Annotated in this window: 16 protein-coding genes; 7 read left to right on the top strand and 9 right to left on the bottom strand. The window is 38.2% G+C overall.

Annotated features, from left to right (window positions below):
- Positions 1-184: 184 nt before the first annotated feature.
- From FHY45_RS14145 to FHY45_RS14130, 4 genes are all read right to left on the bottom strand, one after another.
- Positions 185-1,627, bottom strand: coding sequence for a PH domain-containing protein (locus FHY45_RS14145; RefSeq protein ID WP_139892237.1), 1,443 nt, complete (start codon positions 1,625-1,627; stop codon positions 185-187).
- A complete protein-coding gene (locus tag FHY45_RS14140; RefSeq protein ID WP_139892236.1) occupies positions 1,624-2,142 on the bottom strand; it encodes a PH domain-containing protein in 519 nt (172 codons plus the stop codon). The genes FHY45_RS14145 and FHY45_RS14140 overlap by 4 nt, the downstream gene beginning before the upstream one ends.
- 157 nt (positions 2,143-2,299) lie before the next feature.
- Positions 2,300-3,145: an aldose epimerase family protein gene (locus FHY45_RS14135; protein WP_139892235.1), complete on the bottom strand. Its 846-nt coding sequence runs from the start codon at positions 3,143-3,145 to the stop codon at positions 2,300-2,302.
- Positions 3,146-3,283: 138 nt separating this feature from the next.
- Entirely contained in the window at positions 3,284-6,382 is a 3,099-nt protein-coding gene (locus FHY45_RS14130; RefSeq protein WP_139892234.1) for an efflux RND transporter permease subunit, read from the bottom strand.
- 111 nt (positions 6,383-6,493) lie between these two features.
- On the opposite strand from FHY45_RS14130, the gene FHY45_RS14125 reads away from it, so the two are divergent.
- On the top strand, positions 6,494-7,327 hold the full coding sequence (locus FHY45_RS14125) for a TetR/AcrR family transcriptional regulator (protein ID WP_180349982.1): 834 nt from the start codon (positions 6,494-6,496) through the stop codon (positions 7,325-7,327).
- Between the two features lie 180 nt (positions 7,328-7,507).
- Positions 7,508-8,140, top strand: a complete 633-nt coding sequence (locus FHY45_RS14120) for a YesL family protein (protein ID WP_139892232.1) — start codon at positions 7,508-7,510, stop codon at positions 8,138-8,140.
- A 139-nt stretch (positions 8,141-8,279) separates the two neighbouring features.
- On the opposite strand, the gene FHY45_RS14115 is transcribed toward FHY45_RS14120, so the two are convergent.
- The 3 genes from FHY45_RS14115 to FHY45_RS14105 all read right to left on the bottom strand — a co-directional run bounded on the left by FHY45_RS14115 (position 8,280) and on the right by FHY45_RS14105 (position 11,361).
- Positions 8,280-9,101, bottom strand: a complete 822-nt coding sequence (locus FHY45_RS14115) for a carbohydrate ABC transporter permease (RefSeq protein WP_139892231.1) — start codon at positions 9,099-9,101, stop codon at positions 8,280-8,282.
- A gap of 16 nt (positions 9,102-9,117) precedes the next feature.
- The gene (locus FHY45_RS14110; protein WP_066106306.1) at positions 9,118-9,996 is read right to left on the bottom strand and encodes a carbohydrate ABC transporter permease; all 879 of its coding nucleotides are present in this window, start codon (positions 9,994-9,996) and stop codon (positions 9,118-9,120) included.
- 69 nt (positions 9,997-10,065) lie between these two features.
- A complete protein-coding gene (locus FHY45_RS14105) occupies positions 10,066-11,361 on the bottom strand; it encodes an extracellular solute-binding protein (protein ID WP_139892230.1) in 1,296 nt (431 codons plus the stop codon).
- A 138-nt stretch (positions 11,362-11,499) separates the two neighbouring features.
- Here FHY45_RS14105 and FHY45_RS14100 point away from each other — a divergent pair, with 138 nt between their 5' ends.
- The 4 genes from FHY45_RS14100 (at position 11,500) to FHY45_RS14085 (ending at position 16,008) form a co-directional block, all read left to right on the top strand.
- Positions 11,500-12,699 (top strand): ROK family transcriptional regulator, encoded by a 1,200-nt coding sequence (locus FHY45_RS14100; RefSeq protein WP_257469110.1) that lies wholly within the window; start codon positions 11,500-11,502, stop codon positions 12,697-12,699.
- A gap of 78 nt (positions 12,700-12,777) precedes the next feature.
- Positions 12,778-14,385 carry a glycoside hydrolase family 43 protein gene (locus FHY45_RS14095; protein ID WP_139892352.1) on the top strand — a complete coding sequence of 536 codons (1,608 nt, stop codon included), beginning with the start codon at positions 12,778-12,780 and terminating at the stop codon, positions 14,383-14,385.
- Positions 14,386-14,536: 151 nt separating this feature from the next.
- On the top strand, positions 14,537-15,217 hold the full coding sequence (locus tag FHY45_RS14090; RefSeq protein WP_139892229.1) for a hypothetical protein: 681 nt from the start codon (positions 14,537-14,539) through the stop codon (positions 15,215-15,217).
- A 152-nt stretch (positions 15,218-15,369) separates the two neighbouring features.
- Entirely contained in the window at positions 15,370-16,008 is a 639-nt protein-coding gene (locus tag FHY45_RS14085; protein ID WP_066106296.1) for a hypothetical protein, read from the top strand.
- A gap of 156 nt (positions 16,009-16,164) precedes the next feature.
- On the opposite strand, the gene FHY45_RS14080 is transcribed toward FHY45_RS14085, so the two are convergent.
- The gene (locus FHY45_RS14080) at positions 16,165-17,013 is read right to left on the bottom strand and encodes an SAM hydrolase/SAM-dependent halogenase family protein (protein WP_066106884.1); all 849 of its coding nucleotides are present in this window, start codon (positions 17,011-17,013) and stop codon (positions 16,165-16,167) included.
- 657 nt (positions 17,014-17,670) lie between these two features.
- On the opposite strand from FHY45_RS14080, the gene FHY45_RS14075 reads away from it, so the two are divergent.
- On the top strand, positions 17,671-18,594 hold the full coding sequence (locus FHY45_RS14075; RefSeq protein ID WP_139892228.1) for an aldo/keto reductase: 924 nt from the start codon (positions 17,671-17,673) through the stop codon (positions 18,592-18,594).
- A 147-nt stretch (positions 18,595-18,741) separates the two neighbouring features.
- Here the strand turns inward: FHY45_RS14075 and FHY45_RS14070 are convergent, their stop codons facing one another.
- Complete coding sequence (locus tag FHY45_RS14070; protein ID WP_066106293.1) at positions 18,742-19,614, bottom strand: hypothetical protein; 873 nt, start codon at positions 19,612-19,614, stop codon at positions 18,742-18,744.
- Positions 19,615-19,707: the final 93 nt, after the last annotated feature.

The following is a 19,707-nucleotide window of genomic DNA, read 5'->3' as shown; positions in this document are numbered from 1 at the left end:
AGAAATTAATCTTCATCCTGTCCTATTGACCAAAAAAAGGCATGGCGGAATTAGAAATAGGTTACTTCTAACCTATCACTATACCACCATGCCTGATCGTATCAGTTACATGTGAGACAGATAACATTTCTATCTCCATAGTATCATTTTTCCTATGTAAATTACAGGATAATTTTGGATGCACTTACAATCTTTTTATATTTTCACTACCCTTATACCATTCATGAAATTCGACAACGACTTCCTTTGGTACATCAGGTAATGAAGTAATGACAACCGGCTTGGAGCGATTGGTGAATTCCAATGTAGCCACGTTAAATTTACGCTGCAGCCATGAATATTTACTCACGGTTTGCTGAATATTCTTACGTTTTGTTAAAAAGGTTTCTGTAATTAAACCGCCATTTCGTACTTGGATGAAAGCATCCGTTTGCAAATAGCTTGTAAATTTATAATTAAGGAGGCGGAGAATCAGCTCAATTACAAATACACCTATCGCCAACCAAATCCAGTCTTTCTTGAATAAAAAGAGACCGATCAAAGCAGCAATCGTCCAGTAATAAGGGCGAATTAGCCTTAGCCATAATACGTGCTTCGGTAAATGAGTCATTTCTTCTTCAATATGATAATCTGGCAATAATTCATTCGTTAACGAATAGGCTTCATGCTTTGGTAAAAATGGATAAAGTGAACTAATCTCCTGTTCACTACTCTCTGTTTGGCCGGCACTTACTACCTTGACCTCGGCCATCCCCAGAAGACGCTTGATTAAAGACTGTTTAATCGTAATCGCCTGAACCCTGCTTTTTTGTATAGAAAAAGTGTTTCTGTTCAACACTCCTTTAGAAATATAAATCCTTTGATTATCACCGGCTATTTCATAATTCCCATACTTGATGACAGTTTGGATATATCCTATTCCAAAAGAAAGAAGAAGCGCAATTATAATCAACGGAACCAATAAACCTAAGTGATTCATAAAGTAGGTAAACACTGCTTTAGTGGATTCCTCTACATTAAAAAAATCATCAATATTTGAGTACACAGCTGCCAGAAGAGGGAAAATGGCTAGAAAACTGAATGACGTCAGCGCAGCTTTTAGGTTATCTTTTTGAGTGGAGCGGAAGTAGATCTGTTTTTCAACGACTTCTTCTTCTTTTGCTTCATCTAACCGATTGGAATTTTTCCTGTATACTAAATCAAGGATGCGATCCGCTTCCTCTGAACTAACAGCCTCAAAGATTAGAGTCGATTCGTCATCCGTAGTCCCGGTTTCAAGTTTAATCGTTGTTAGCCCAAGCAGCTTATGAATAAAGTTTGTTTGAATATGATGGTCCTGAATTCGTTCATAGGTTGTTGTACGCAGCTTTTTAACCAACACACCCTCATGAAGAACGATCGCTTCTTCGTTCAATTCATAGGTATTTGAATACCATTTTAATGGAATGTATATAAGGGCCCAGGCAACAACAGCCCAAAATGCATATCGCGCCCATACAACCCAACCGGTCTCTGTGCCAGCATTTAAAATAAATAGGAAGATGATAATAAATAAGAGACTTTTAATAAATGAAACGATTTCTATAAGAATCCAGGCAGGATGCTGTCTTTTTTTAGAGTGATTCATAACTCCTGCTCCATTCCTTTTTCATCACGGTCTTTAACCTTCGCGAAAATCGCAATTTGCTCCCTTAAAGCGATCGCTTGTTCAGCTGGTATCGCTGGAATCGTATGATTTGTAGTTGTGGTTCCTATTTCAACATCATAAAGCTGATACTTTCGTAAGAAGGGGCCTTGATGTGTCGATACATATTCTACTTTTTCCATCGGAATCACAATGTGCTCTACAATAAAATGGCCACGCTTCAATTGAACGTATTCCTCGTCAATCTCGTATCTCCAGGTTTTATATTTATAGTACGGTTCAAATAAAATTTCATAAATAGCTGAAAGCACTGTCAAACCTATAAGCACGATTAAAGTATAGGTGATCCACGTTTTCCATTCATACATTTCAGATAGATACCATAATACCCCAGCTACGAGGATAGTGGCTCCATGCCCAAGTGTTTTGGACAGCCTCCAAACCAATATACTGTCCTTCGATATTCTCTGCGTCGGTTCTTGAATCTGTAAATACATTGCTCCACATCCCTGCTTATCTTTTACTATCTATACGTGAGGATAGATATTTACTCTGTTATGCTCCTATCCCTTATTTCGACAAAAAACCTTCTATTCCTTTCAATCAAATAAAAAAACCCGGTAACTAGCCTTACCGAGTTGTATCCTTCCAGGTTTATCCCAGCTTGATTGAGATACTGCATTTAGCCTGTAACTCATCGTGCGCAGGTAAACGAACAACACCTTCCATCTGTTCAAATCCACCAGGTAATGCCATCCATGGTTCAAGACATACATATTGATCCGGCCGTTCTGACCACACAACAATGGTAGTAAAGTCGTTGCTATACTCTACTTCTATAGTGTCTTGATTATTACTTAGTCTGGATATCCCTTCAGATACCGGATTGAAATTCTTTGCATCCTGAATAGGTAAATCTTTTAGATTTTCTTCGTACTTTTTTGTTATGCCATCTTCATTATCAACATATTGAGTTGCTGGAATTTCATAACGACTGTTTGGATGATTCGCATTAAAATAAGGATGAAAACCAGCATAGAATGGCATGGTTTCTGATGATAAATTTTTGTAGGTTTGGTAGATACTTAGTTTTCCGTCTTCCAATTTATACGTAAATTCTAGAGAAAAATGAAAAGGGTATTGTTTAAAGCTTTCTTCATCATCCTGCAGTTGTAAAGTAGCCCAATTTGAAGCTTGATCGATTACTTTCCAAGCTTTATTCCGGGCAAATCCATGCTGTCGCATTGTATATGTATGTCCGTTTAATTGATATTCATTGTTTGGTAATGGACCACAGATTGGAAACAGAACCGGGTTTCCTCCGCGGATATTTTTTGCTGGATCCGCAAACGTTTCCTCTTGTAAATATAAAATGTCCTTTCCATGAAGAGTTAGCTGAATTAAGATGCCCCCTCTTTCCGGACATAAAACCGCTCTTGAATCTGTGGCTTTTTCCGTAAGAACGATTACGTTATAACCCGCCATTACTTCCATCGTCATTCCGTTCACTCCTTAAACCTAAATTGATTTATATTTGTGAATTATACCACAATTCATACTCATATTGATTAATGGCTAGACAAAAAAACACAGTTTCGTTAGCAAACTAGGTTGCTAGGAAACTGTGTTTTTAGTTGTTTAGTCTTCTACTATATCCTTACGATTCTTCTTAAGCATTTTAGAAAGTACCTCATAAACAATCGGTACTACTACTAAAGTTAATAGCGTGGAACTAATCAAACCGCCAATAACGGTAATAGCCAGGTCTTTTGAAACAAGACCTCCACCGCCGCCATCACCGAGTGCCATTGGTATCATTGCACCAATTGTAGCAATAGCAGTCATGAGAATTGGGCGCAATCTTGTTGCTCCAGCCTCAAGAATGGCTTCACGCATCTTCATTCCTTCACGTTCCATGTGAATGATACGGTCAACTAACACTATGGCATTTGTAACAACAATACCAATTAACATTAACAGACCCATCATAACAGATACAGAAATGGTTTGATCAGTTAGATATAATCCAACAAATGAACCTATTACTGCAAATGGCAAGGAGAACAGAATGGCAAATGGCGCCAATCCTTCACGGAATGTGACAACTAGGATAAAGTAGACAATTGCAACTGCTGCAATCATGGCCACCCCTAGCTGTGTAAATGTCTCAGTCATATCTGCTGCAACGCCCGCAACTCCCGTCGTTACACCCTTAGGTAGATCGAGTTTATCCACTTCTTCATCTGCTGCAGTTGAAGCCTTGGATACATCTTCACCGATAATGGTTGCAGACACAGTCGCATAATACTCACCTTCAGAACGAGCTAATGTGTTGAGTGTTGTGCCTTCTTCAACTTTTACTAACTCGGATAAAGGCATTGCCGTACCCTGTGCAGTTGGTATTGGCGTTTTCAGTAAGTCATCCATTGATTTCGGATCAGCTTTCGCTTCACGTTGAACGACTACCTCTATATCATTGCCATCATTTTCAACTGTCGTTAATACTTCTTTTTGATCAGATGCATTTAGTGCCATAACAATTTGGCCAGTAGTTAAACCATATTGCAGGACATCCGCCTGATCCACATTTAATACGTGCTCAACATATGGATCCTCGGCATCAGAAGTCACATCTTCAACTTCATCCACATTACCGAGAGCGCCTTCCACTTGTTTAACAGCATTCTGCAGATCATCCAAGTCCTTACTGTAAATCGTGTAGCTTACTTCATTGGATGACATGCCGCCCATAGCTGCAAAGTCTTGCAGCTTCCATTCACCTGATTGGCCGATATTAAGTAAATATTCTTCAACTTCTTCTTTTGCCTCACTGAAGTTTTCCATATCAGGATCAAAGATGAGGAACATTAATGCTCCGCCAGCACCGCCGCCCATAGCCATAGATGCTGCCATATCAGCAGAATCAGAATCGTTTACGGATATCTGGATTGTATCTATATCTTTCCGATCCATTAACTTCTCTTCGACTTGCTCAATGTTTTTCAATGTATCTTCCTGTAACTCACCAGTAGCTGGTGTGTACGTAATATACATTGTTTTCTCTTCCTGTGATCCCATAAAGCTGAATCCAATTAACGGTGTTAAGGCTATTGAACCAACTAGCAGAACAACAGCGATAATGGAGGTGATGATTTTATGGTTCAGCACCTTCGCCAATACACCTTTATACCATAATGCTAGTTTACCTACTTCTTTATGCTGACCTTCTTTTCTTTCACCATATATTCCTTTACGGAATAAGAAGTGAGATAGTGCCGGAACAATTGTAATGGCCACGATTAACGATGCAATCAAGGCAAATGACATTGTTAAGGCGAATGGCATGAACAATTCTCCTACCATACCACCAATGAAGACCATTGGGGCAAATACTGCTATCGTTACTAATGTTGAAGACAATATAGGCTTGAACATTTCAAGCGTTGCTTCACGAATCAGTGCACGCCCTCTAAGCTTCTCTTCTTTCAAGTGCATTCTTCGATAAATATTTTCCACAACGACAATGGAGTCATCAATTACCCGTCCAATCGCAACCGTAATCGCACCAAGTGTCATGATATTTAAAGTAATATCCATCCAATTCAAGAGCAACAATGCCATGAAAATGGATACTGGTATAGAGATAATGGATATAATCGTAGATTTGATATCCCGTAAAAATAACAAGATAACCAGAATCGCAATTAATCCGCCAAATAAAGCTTTTTCAATCATCGTAAATACAGAGTCTTCAATTGGTTTACCCTGGTCAAGCGTAACATCGATCTTCAATCCATCGATTGCCTTCTCCTGGTCATCAATTAAATCTTTAACAGCATTCACGACTGTCACGGTATTTGCTTCCTGCCCTTTAACGATTTGAATCGCTATGGCATCCTTACCGTTCGTACGTGAAACGGATTCTACTTTACCAACCGTTTCAATTTTTGCAATGTCACTCAATTTCACAAATGGCGTTGGATTTTCCGCAGACGGTGTAACTGGAATGACCATGTTTTTCAGGTCATCAACTGTTTTTAGTTTACCATCTACATAAACCGCTTCTTCGCCTTCCTCAAACTCATAAAGACCGAGTGAAAGCTCCATATCACTCGCCTGAATCATTTCCTTCACTTTGTCTTCAGTCAATCCCAATTGCTTCATCTTTTCCTGATCGTAACTGAAGTTTACTTCTTCTATATGCTGTCCTGTGATAGTTGCAGAAGCTACACCATCAATATCTTCAATCTTAGGCAGGATTGTATCTTCAACAGTCGAGGTTAAATCTACAATGTCCTCTTCCTCACTGCTGATGGATAAGGATAGAATCGGCATCATATTCATACTGATTGCCATAATAGATGGTTCTTCAGCATCCTCCGGCATTTTTACTCCGTCAATAGCTGATTCAAGCTGACGCTTTTTCTCATCCATATCTACTCCGTACTCATACTCTACCTGAACCTGAGATACACTGGATGATGAATTGGAATATACGGCATTGACATCTTCAAGTCCTTCTATTGCCTTCTCCATTGGAATGGAGACTTCATTCATTACTTGCTCTGGAGCAGCACCGGGATATACACCCATTACAATTAAGTAAGGAATAGATATATCTGGAATTGACTCCATTTTCATTCTTGTACCTGAATAGATTCCTGATGCTGTAATAATAATCGTTAATAGCCACACGGCCAGTTTATTTCCTAAAACAAAGTTGACTAACCCCTTCACCCTTACACCTTCCTTTAACTAAAAAAATTCAAACAATTGACTCAATTCCTACAATTAATTATAATAATGACTGGTTGGTCAGATGTCAACTAAATGAACAGGGGTGTCGGCATGGTTAAAAAACAATTAATAATGGAAAGGGCCTTTGAGCTTTTCGCAAAGAATGGAATTGAAGCAACATCTGTTCAACAAATAACGGAAGTATGCGGAATCTCAAAAGGCGCATTCTACCTATCTTATAAATCTAAGGATGAATTAGTTTATGCACTTATTGATTACTTCCTGAGCGATATGGCAGCGAATATTGAACAGGCGGTCAGTGAATCTAATTCAGACCATTCACTGCTTTATCATTTTTATTTTAATATTTTTAGTTCGTATCAAAGCCATTCCAACTTTGCAAAGGTTTTAATAACAGAACAATTTACCTCCTGTAGTATGGAATTATTTGAACAGTTATCAAAATATGATCAATTTATGAACTCTATTATATTCTCTATTGTTGACCGACAATTTCCAAATGTGGATGATTCGATGCGACCAGATTTGGTTTATACCATTAAAAGTTTCTCTAAACTATATGCAGAGCTATTCATATCAAATTATCCTTTTGAGCTTGATACAGTATGCAAATCGTTAGTTGAAAAGGTAACCATTCTAACTAACCAGGCAGACATTCCGCTTATTTCAGCAGAATATTTAACCTATACAAGCTCAAAATCTATCATTCCTACCAAGGGGGAACTGGTGGATTTGCTCACTGCAAAAAAGGATGAAATATCAGATCAAACCATACAGCAATCATTAGAGCTATTAAAAGATGATTTATTGAACCCCCAATATCCAGGAGTCATCATTCAAGGGCTACTAAAAAACTTAAAGGCAAATTCCCACACTAAATGGACTGCTTATTTATATGAAACATATTTGGAGACATTACAATAAATTTTAACAACCGGAATTATTCATAAATCCCAAACGCAGAAAATGCCTGGGATTTTATTTATACTTATTGATAGTTCCATATCAAATATTCTATTTATTCTATTAATATTTATTACACCCTGCGATATTGCAGTATAATAAATAGAATAAGATGATTTCACCAGGGAGGGGTTTTCGTAATTGAAGGATTTAGGAAACAGCCTTTATACCATATTGGAATGGGTTATGAGGTTTGCTTATGTAAATATATTATGGATTTTATTCACACTGGCCGGTGTAATTGTTTTAGGGATATACCCCGCCACCACAGCCATGTTTTCTGTAATGAGAGAATGGTTGAGAGGGAATTCGGATTTACCTGTGTTCAATACTTTTTCGTCCTATTACAAAAAAGACTTTTGGAAAAGTAATCATTTAGGAATTTATACATCCATTATCTTTTTATTGATAGGTATTGATCTTTTTTACATACAGAGCGAGGCAAGCAAGCTTATGACCTGGACTCATATCCCGATATTTGCTTGCATTCTATTTTTTATCTTTTTACTTTTTTACCTGTTTCCTGTGTTCGCTCATTATGATTTAACGGTACGATCCAATTATAAACAAGCATTCTTCATTATGTTAATTAGCCCAATCCAAATTATCATGATGGTCATTTGCCTTGTTGCATTTTCAATCATCTCGTTCATCTTCCCTGCACTTGCATTTATTTTTGGTTTAAGCTTTTATTCCTTTATTACATCATGGTTAGCCTCTTCCTCTTTCAAACGTTTAGAGGCAAACAACAAAATCAAACAGACTGATTTATAACTCTGTCAGTTAATTAAAACGCAAAGCACAAATGCTCCTTTATCGCACTTGTGCTTTTATTGATTTCATTGAATAAATTCCTTAACCATAAAAACGACATACTCCCCATGCCAGGTGTATGTCGCTTTGGTTTATCCTATTATCCTTTTACTGCGCTAGCTGATAATCCTTCAATTACTTTATTACTAAAGAAAATAAAGGCAAGCAATAATGGTAGGAAACTGATAATTAATGTGGCACCGATGGCACCCCAGTCAGTCATATACTGTCCAATAAAATTCTGAATGCCGACTGTTAAGGTTTTATATTTATCAGAGCTGATAAACGTATTAACAAAAACGAATTCATTCCAATTGTAAATCATATTGATGATGACTGTCGTAGAAAGAATAGGCATGGACATTGGCAGGACAATCCGGAAAAACATCCGGTTGATTGAGCTTCCATCTATGATCGCAGCCTCTTCAATTTCTCTTGGCAATGTAGTATAGAAGCCAAGCAGAATCATCATCGTAATCGGTAAATTATATGCAGTGTAGGTAAGAACAATCGACCATGGATTATCAATTAAGTTTACGTTCAAAAACATATTGAACAATGGAATTAATGCTGAGTGAATTGGAATCATCAACCCGATCATAAACAAACCAAGCACCAGCTTACTGAATTTCCAATGCATCCTCGTAATCGCATAAGTTGCCATACTTGCAAAAAGAACTGTCAAAATAATGGCTACTCCTGTAATCCAAATACTATTAAAAAAGTATAATCCTATGCCTCCATCCCAAACCTTCAAATAGTTTTCCCATCTAAATTCGGAGGGAAGAGCAAAGGGCGAACCCGCAAATATCTCCTGATTGCTCTTTAATGAAAACAGGAAAAGCCAAATAATTGGGAACACCTGAAAGACCGCAACAACTGTCAAACAAATATATAATACTATCTTTCCAAAACGAGCCATTATTTTCCTCTCCTCTCTAATATTGGATTTCTTCCTTGGATGCAGTCAGTTTATTGATAATAAACGTCACAATTAACGTAATGACCAGTAACAGGAAGCCAATTGCACTGCCGTAACCAAAATTAGAGGATGAGAAAGCCAGCTTATACATATAGGATGCCATTACTTCACTGGATCCGTTCGGACCTCCGCCTGTCATAACATAAATAAGATCGAAATATTTAAGTGAACCAACAATAGCCAGTACAATTGTAACTTTTACAACTCCCATGATTAGCGGCAATTTAATCTTCATGGCAATCTGCCATGGAGTAGCACCGTCTATTTTTGCTGCTTCAATTAAAGATTCAGGTATATTTTTTAGGGCTGCATAATAAATCAAAATATAAAATCCTGCATACTGCCATAGGATGGGGATAAAAATAGCATATAAAACGATAGATGTATCAGATAACCATAATGGTGGATTTTCAACCCCAAACCAAACCAATATCGTATTTAATATTCCGTTCGATGGATTGAACACTTTAATCCAAAGCTGCGCAATAGCCACTGAAGATAGCAGCATTGGAATCAAATAAATTTTCCTTAATAAATTTGCCCCTTTTATTTTGGAAGCAAGAATGAGAGAAATAGCTAAATAGATAACTAAACTCAATGTTGAAAAGATAGCCAGTAAAATGGAATGCCAAGCACTATCCCAAAATTTCGCGTCCTGGATTGCATTTATATAGTTCTCCAATCCAATAAACTTCATGGCTCCAATGCCATCCCAATCCATAAGTCCATAATAACCTGTCAAAATAAGCGGGATAAAAATCAGTACACTGACCAATAACAAAGCCGGCAGAATATACATAGCTATAATCCACTTATTGGACATCACCTTATTCATAAAAACCACCTCATCTGTATGTAGGAAAAGGATTCATCGTATCAGGATGAATCCTTTTCCTTTGTCGTTTTACTTTGAAGAAAGCGCCTTTTCATGCTCTTTTGCAAATTTCTCTGGAGTTGTTTCCTTACCGAATAAAGCTTGAATTTGATCTAAGTGAACCTGTGCTGCATCGGAGCTTAATTGTACATCCGCATATAAGGTAATATTAGTTGCTTTATTTAATTTCCCTAAAACATCTACATACATTTGCGGCAAATCTAGCTTCTCAGCATCAATTTTAGTAGCTGGTATTACGCCGGCATCCGTGACAGATTTTTCTCCCCACTGCTGAACAAAGTAAGATACGAAATCCTTCGCCTCTTCTTTTACTTTAGAGTCTTCAGAAACAAACAATCCTACTCCAGGTCCACCAACATAACTGTTCATATCCCCTTTTCCATCAACAGATGGGAAGTCAAAGAAACCAACCTGATCTTTAAATTCCTGAGGTACATCTGGATTTGTTGTGTAGTTTGGCAAATCCCATGTAGCAATTAGATACATAGCGGCTTGGCTGTTCATGAACATACTTTTTGCTTCTTCATCAGATAAACCGTTGAATCCGTTTACAAATCCATTTGCATCAACTAATTCCTGTACTTTTTCAACGGCAGATACAAGCGCTGGATCTTCGAAAGAACCTGAACGATCAATGGCACCTTTCAATGCTTCAGTCCCGCCAATTCGATCTGCTAAATACATATACCATAATGAACCAGTCCATTTATCCTTATTACCTAGCGCAATTGGCTCAACTCCATTTTTATCAAGCGTTTTTGCGGCCTTTACTAACTCATCAAATGTTTTTGGAGCTTCTAAGCCATTATCCTTAAACATTTTCTTATTATAGAAGACAGAGGCTATATTAAGCTCCAGTGGCAGACCGTACGTTTTACCATCGATTTGGTAAGCTTCCGAAGTACCAGCTACAAAAGAATCCTTTAAATCTCCTTCTAGAATGTCATCCAGCGGCGCAAACTTTTTGCCATCCACGTATGGTTGAAGGTATCCTGCTGACCATGTCATTCCCACATCAGGAAGTTCATTGGAAGCAGATAAAACTTTAATTTTATCCTTGTATTGTTCATTGCTAAGTACTTCAAGCTCAACCTTAACATCCTTATGTTCCTTCTCATAATCAGCAACGATTTTCTGAACAATTTCATGATGTTGTTTAGAGCTTCCTTCCGGCCATAGGTGCATAAACTTAACAACTTTCTTTCCATCACTGTTTGACTTTTCAGTTTCTGACGAACATCCCGCTAGAACTAAAAATAAGGCCAAGAACCCAGCAAGAAATGAAAACGCTTTCTTTTTACTCATAATTAAACCCCCAATAGTTAATTTTACTTACTATTAAACTTAAATTTAGAATATCATGGAATACTTTGTTTGTCTACTAGATAAACAAAGTATTAGATGTTACTATTATAGTAAATGTGATAGAAATGAGGCGGACCATTGAAAACGTATAATCAGCAGGTTGTAAAAAAAGAAAATAAATCTTTGGTCATGCATGTTATTAAGGAATCTCCTCCTTTATCACGCACAGATGTGGCCAATAAAACCGGCCTTAATAAAGGAACAGTCTCTTCATTGGTTTCCGAGCTTATAGAGGAACAGCTCGTATCTGAATCCGGACCTGGCAAATCCAACGGTGGCCGACGGCCAGTTATGTTATTCTTCAATGAAAATGCAGGCTATTCCATAGGAGTTGATCTTGGAGTTAACTATATTTTAGGAATCGTAACCAACCTACAGGGGAAAATCCACAAAGAAAAACTGGAAAAATTCCAGGAACTAACCTATGAAGATATTAAAAAAAGACTGTATGAAATGATTGATTGTATGGTTGCTTCCATTCCTGATTCACCATATGGTTTAGTCGGGATTGGTATTGGTGTACCGGGCACAGTTGATACAACTGGAAGAATTTTAATGGCTCCCAATTTAAACTGGAAAAACATCGATTTGAAAAATATGGTCGCAAAGAAATACTGTGTACCTGTTAAAGTTGAGAATGAAGCAAACTGTGGGGCATATGGCGAAAAAAAATTCGGTGTCGGAATAAACTTCACCAACATGATATACATCAGTATTGGGTTTGGAATCGGCGGCGGCTTAATCCTGAATAACCAACTTTATCAGGGCAATAATGGACTTTCAGGGGAGCTGGGTCACATGACAATCGAAAGAAGCGGAGAAAAATGCCGCTGTGGAGACCATGGATGCTGGGAATTATATGCATCAGAGAGAGCCCTAGTCAGTCAGGCGAAGCTCATGATGAATGATCCCGCCATTACACTCGAACACTTAATTGATCTTGCTGAAAATGAAGACCTAACAGCAATTGAATTATTCAGTGAAATAGGGAAATCGATTGGGATTGGCATTAATAATATCATTAATATTTTTAACCCTAATCAAGTTATTCTTGGCAATCGCCTGGCCGCCTGTGAAAAATGGATTCACTCTTCATTAGTAGAAACCATAAAAAATCATTCTCTATCTAATCATCAAAAGAACTTACATATACAATATTCAAGTTTAGCGAGTCATTCTTGCGCACTGGGCGTAGCTGCTTTTTCAACTGAACATTTCTTAGATAACGACCTGTATCATCAAAGTATTCAGACCTATCCATTAGTGCATCAATATTAGCTGCTTTCTTTGCTGACGCAATCAAGATTACACATTTATGAAAGCGCTTCTATTTTTTTATATATTAAGGAGGCTACAATAATGAAAATTCAAAACCCTATTTTAACTGGCTTTAACCCTGATCCAAGTATTTGCAGACGTGACGAAGATTATTATATTGCCGTTTCTACGTTTGAATGGTTCCCCGGGGTCGGTATTTATCACTCTAAGGATTTAAAAAATTGGTCATTAGTTTCCCGCCCATTAAATAGATTAAGCCAATTAAATATGATGGGAAATCCTGATTCAGGGGGTATTTGGGCTCCTGCTCTCTCCTACCATGATGGGAAGTTCTGGCTCATTTATACAGATGTCAAGGTGACAGGCGGACAGTGGAAAGACAGCCATAATTATCTCAGTACCTGTGAAACGATTGATGGCGAATGGTCTGATCCAATCCATCTTAATAGCTCTGGCTTTGATCCATCTTTATTCCATGATGATGACAGCAAAAAATATCTTGTGAATATGGTCTGGGATCATCGCCTTGGAAACCATAGTTTCTATGGAATTGTACTTCAGGAATATAGTGTAGAAGAGAAAAAGTTAGTTGGAGATAAAAAAATTATCTTTAAAGGAACCGACATCAAACTGACAGAAGCTCCGCATTTATATAAATGGAATGGCTACTACTATCTGTTAACGGCAGAGGGTGGAACAAAATATGATCACCAGGCAACCATTGCCCGCTCCAAAACGATTGATGGACCATATGAAGTACATCCGGAAAATCCGTTAATTACATCGTTTCCTTATCCAAGAAATCCATTACAAAAAGCGGGCCATGCTTCTATCGTTCACACTCATACAGATGAATGGTTTTTAGTTCATTTAACCGGACGCCCTCTTCCTAAAGAGAATCAGGCATTGCTGGATCCAAGAGGGTTTTGTCCGCTCGGCCGTGAAACAGCCATTCAACGATTGACTTGGGAGAACGATTGGCCGTATGTAGTGGGCGGTAATCAGCCTTCTCTTGAAATAGAAGGACCTAAGATGGAGGAAGTAAAATGGGAAAAAGATTATCCTGAAAAAGATGATTTTAACGAGAAATCATTGAATCTTAACTTCCAAACTTTACGGATTCCTCTAGGAGATCATCTCTCATTGGAAGACAAACCAGGTCACTTGCGATTGTACGGTAAAGAATCACTCACTTCAAAATTCACACAGGCTTTTGTGGCAAGACGCTGGCAGCATTTTAACTTTACAGCTGAAACTAAATTGGCTTTTAACCCGGACACATTCCAGCAGGCCGCCGGCTTAGTAAACTATTACAACACGGAAAATTGGAGCGCCCTTCAGCTTACATGGAACGAAGAGAAAGGTAGAGTTCTAGATTTAACCGTATGTGATAATTTCACCTTTGATCGACCATTGAGTGGTAATGAAATTCCGGTACCGGATGAAATTGAATATGTTTATATACGTTCCGAAGTCCAAACAAACACGTATCACTACTCCTATTCATTTGACGGAGAAGCTTGGATACAAATCCCAGTAACCCTATACTCTTATAAACTATCTGATGATTATATCCGCGGTGGCGGATTCTTTACTGGAGCCTTTGTAGGCATGCAGTGCCAGGATACATCTGGAGAAGGCAAGGCTGCTGATTTTGATTACTTTACTTATATGGTCAATGAATAATTTGCGTAGGGGTAAAATAGACTGCATTAGCTTAAGAGAGGATATCCAGACCGGATATCCTCTTTTCTCATGTATAAATACATCGTAAGCATTCCTATGTTTAAGTCCTTACTGTTTTAGGAAAGGTATAGGATAACGAGGAGGTTTTCTGATGGATACATTTTTGTATATACTGTTTGCTTGTTTTTATGCCGGCTTGCTCATCATGATGCTTCAATCCATAAAAAAGAGTGGTGTTAGCATAGTATCGAATGTATTAATTCTGGTTATTGTACCGCTCATCTATGATAATGCCATTCTTGGCATCGGAAAGTGGATTGGGGAGGGAGAAGTTTTAGAGAATTTGAATGCTGCTCGATACTGGATGCATGCGATTTTTACACCTTTGTTAATTTTATTTTCCTGGGATGTACTTAAACGTGCTAGGGTCAAGTGGGTGAATACCACCTCAGCCATACTGATTACAGTTGCCTTTACACTAATTGCTTTTTTGATAGAACTATTTACAGTTGTGTGGGACCTCTCACTAAAAGCGGAAAAAAGCTATGGCATTCTAAGCTATTCTTCAACCAATTCTCCACAAGGACCGCCAATCATGATTTTAATGGTCACACTGGCACTTCTTGTGTCATCCATTATTCTTTGGAAAAGGACAGGTTGGTATTGGATATTCGTTGGAACCGCACTTATGATTGTCGGGAGCATGGTCAAGATCCCAATTGAAAGCGGCGCAATCACCAATGCGTTTGAATTAATCTTACTCATCTCTCTTGTGTTTACAAAAAGGTATCAGGATCGTTATCAGGGGGGCAAAAAACTGGCTCTCGGTTGAATATCCAAAGAGACCAACCCAATGAAAATCAGCTTGGTCTCTTTAAAGCTCTATTTCTTATTAGGTTAAACTCCATTTACGATAAATAACAGATGCGCATTTAAAGGAAATATAAGACAATAAAATAAATCATAGTTATTGGGGGAGTTCATTTGAATTGGCTAGAACCTTTTAATAGAGATTTTTTTATTGATGAAGAAGAGGATAGCTCTCCTTTCTTCAGGAGCAAATCCATTGATGGTAATGGAGTGCCAAAACAATATTCCCTTCTGACGCAATTTTTCCTATTATTAAGTGCACAGTTGAGCGATAGCGTTACTTATTATCCGATAAAAAATGGCCTTATCAAGGATAAGGAGCTGCGAGAAATCATCTTGCACTTCGATGAGCGAAAAGAATTTATAGTGAATGATAAACCGATTGAGATCATGTTGGCTAAGCCCAATAATGATTCTTTAAAGCATCTCATGTCTAATCCCTTAAACCCTGTTATTAAGAGCCTTTTTCCACAAAGCAAACAACTTCAACAAGTTCAATTCTCACCTTCAAGTCCGTATAGAGTAATTCCAGAGAAAATCAATTCCTACGAGGACAAGGAGTTTGATCTAGTACTAGCCTATTTAAAAGAAAACACGGAAAGCCCTTCATTTGGTTTTCAACTCTCAAATTGGATTCTGAATGATTCCCTAAAAAATTCGCATGCTCTGCGTTATTTCTCTCATCACACACAAACACTTTGCCTGTGGATAGATGAATCAAAAAGAATTATCTCCATCGAAATGCAATTTTAGCATTAGCTGAAAGGAGAAAAACAATATTAAACAACACTAGCAGTAAAATATCTAACCTAAAATAACCCCTTGTTCTGAAAAACACACCAACCATGCTTAAGTCGCATAATACGTCTCAATGATGTATTTAAGGAAGGTTAGACAAACCTTCATCAATTATGGCGCTTTACGAATGGTAATGCGCCAATTACTGCCCGTACTAATGTGATAAGTATCAGCGAATGATTTTTGATTTAGGGCCAGCCCCAGATTATCAAGTGAATTAACATAAAGAATGGCTTCCTCTAATGCACTGTCTGCAAAAGATCTGCCATATACAACCTCTTCCTCAAACCTCACTGTTCCATCCTTTTCAATTTGAACCCAGACCTTATCTCCCAGTGAGATTTCCAGTTTTCTAAAGAGTTCTCGCGAAATATTCGTCCATAGATTTCCAAATCGAATATCAAGAATTTCAATAATACCGGTAATCTTATGATCATGTATGTATGCCTCATAAAGAGGTAGTTCAATAAGGGAATCAACAGGTATTTCCGGCCCCACTTCCTCAAAACTAATCACCCCAGCTGCAATCCTTGCCCCTGTATACGCATAAACATCACGCCCGTGGAAAGTGTAGGATTCTCCTGAACGCGGCAAACGATTTACCTTCTCATCTATCACTCTTGCTTCCGTGATGCCAATTTTATTTTTGATATGGGATAGGGTACCGTTATCAGGCGTGACCACATAGTGTCCACCAGAGGTCTTTGCAACGATACTTCGGCGATCGCATCCTACACCCGGATCTACCACCGATACAAATACCGTTCCTTCCGGCCAATAAGAAATAGCCTGCAATAGACGGTATGAGCCTTCCCATATATTAAACGTTGGAATATCATGCGTATTATTACTAATCTTTAAAGATGGCTCGACAGAAAGCGCTACTCCATACATAGCACTTACAGCCCCATCACTTAATCCAAAATCTGATTGAAAAACTAATAAACGTTTCAACTTCATCCCACCCATTTCTTTGTCCAAAATAAAAAACACCACGTCCTTACCATGATGAGGACGTGGTGTGACTTCACGTGGTTCCACCTTAATTCGCTGCTTACTCACATAAACAGCCTTCGTAAGCGTAAAAACGAATCAACGCTTCCTACACTCTGATATGGATAACGAGTACCAAATCTCGTCGAAACCTATTCATATAATTAATAAATTATACTTTCAGCACGAGGCTCAGAGGCCATTTTCAATAATGGTACTTCCCGCTCCTTTTCAGCTGCCGAAGCTCTCTAAAAGAGAAATATCCAGAATCTACTCTCCTCTTCCATACTTTATAATATTTTGAATTATTAAAATTATAATGAGCTTGATTATGCTTTGTCAATATACATTATCCAAATATGGAAACAATAATCGATAAAACTGATGAATTCCCTATTCTTTTTTTACATTGTCTATATCTTATAAAGTGTGTCTACATGCTCGTCTAAATTTCGACTGTAATTCTTTTAACACAGGAATAGAGTCATCCATAAAAATTTTCTGAATTATAGTAAAATGGGGACAGCGTACAGATTACGATGAGGGATACACTGTTTTCCGGTATAATCAGTCGCTAACATAGATAGAAAAATAAGAGTTTTTTAAATGGATGGAGGAATAAGCATGAAAAGGATAAAACTTGGTAGCAGCAGTTTAAGCGTTCCAGCTATTGCTGTAGGCTGTATGAGAATTGATTCTATGAATGATGACAATTTAGCAGCACATCTTACTTTTTGTATGGAGAATGGGCTGAATTTCTTTGACCATGCTGATATTTATGGAAATGGCATTTGTGAATCCAAGTTTGGTAAGGCCTTAAAGATTGCGGGATATAACAGAGAAGATGTAATCCTGCAATCAAAATGCGGGATCAAGCCGGGTACTATGTATGACTTATCAAAAGAGCATATCTTAACGTCTGTCGATAAAATACTAACACGCCTGGACACCGATTACTTAGATGCACTGGTACTTCATCGTCCAGACGCTTTGGTAGATCCTGAGGAAGTAGCTGAAGCATTCGATACCTTAGAGAGCTCTGGCAAAGTCCGTCAATTTGGCGTATCCAATCATAAGCCAATGCAAATTGAATTGTTAAAAAAATATGTAAAGCAGCCGATCATTGTAAACCAACTGCAACTAAGCCTCCCCTTTTCGAACATGATTGCTAATGGGATGGAAGTGAATATGCAAACAGAAGGCGCCGTTGAGAGGGATGGTAGTGTCCTAGATTATTGCAGACTCCATGATATAACCATCCAAGCTTGGTCACCTTTTCAATATGGTTTCTTTGAAGGCGTTTTTATCGGGAATGATGAGAAGTTCCCCGAATTGAACGAGACTCTTACAGAGTTAGCTGATAAATATGAAACAACTCCAACCGCTATTGCAGCAGCTTGGATTTTGCGACACCCAGCAAACATTCAGTTGATTGCTGGTACAACTAATCAAAAACGGATGGCTGACATTATTCGGGGCAATGAATTACAGTTAAGCCGTGAAGAATGGTATCGCCTTTATTTGAACAGCGGGCATATATTGCCTTAAAATCTTCCGAATAAAATGAAGAGCCTTAAGATACACTTAGGAAGACACTTTCCTTTCCAGTGTTATCCTATTTGAATTGAGGCTCTTCTTATCTTATTAGAAAGTCATCAATTTCACTAAAACTAAACTCTCTATCTATACCAACACTTATTCTTTCGTTTCATCAAAATTGCAAGCTATCGCTAGCATGTCAATGGGGTCTGCCACTTCGGAGACCGTATAAACGACTGTACCTTCCTGCCAAGAAATACGGTTATTGCCTGCTTTTTGCGAATCTATATCCGCTTTTACAGAACCATATTCATGGGGCACTGGCAGTTGGTTGCTTTCAAGATAGGAGACCATTTGTTTAGCGAGCGGGACGTAGTCACTGTTGCCTTCTATATTGGAGGCTTGGACTTGTAGATACCATCTTCCTTCATGCCAATTTAGCCACTTATGTCCTGCCCCTGCGTCCTCATATCCTTGGATGGAATGACCCAGATCTATTGGATTCCCTGCCTGGATCCCCTCAGGCTGTATATAGCCGATTTTTGATTTAGCCTCTTCTTCAGTTTTATACTGATGGACTTCTATTACAGCAATCGGTTTTGCAATGGTACTATTGTTCAACTCTTTACTGTTGACTGGTATCATTTTTTCGCTTTCAAAAAATATAACGCGATACATATCAGATTCCGAAAGGGTCGCCGCACTTAGATTCTTGTCCTCAGACGATAGCGGAAGATGTATGGGTAGCTTAGGAGATATTGAGCCTTTGATTTGTTCCTTGGCATCTTTTATTACTTTTTCCTGAGATAATGAGGCATCATGTGAGTCGTTTTGTTCAGCTTTTACAGGGCTTCCGTTGGCAGATTCGCTGTCTTCCTTCTGATCCGTTGAAGATTTTTCTGTTGTTACAGGTTGAGCTGATTCTTCATGTTTCTCCCCTGCTTTTTTATCCGTAGCTGCATCTTCATGCGAGCATCCAGCAAGGTAAATGCTTGTTAAAGCTAGCACGATACCCATCTGTTTCAACATTTTACTCACCCCTTTCTTTGTCGTCTACCACGTTATGATGCCAGATAATCCTATATACCAAAAAACGGTATAATTATAACAAGACTGATTCCT

Source organism: Bacillus sp. D386 (assembly GCF_006346415.1).
This window is presented reverse-complemented; position numbering and strand designations above follow the sequence as displayed.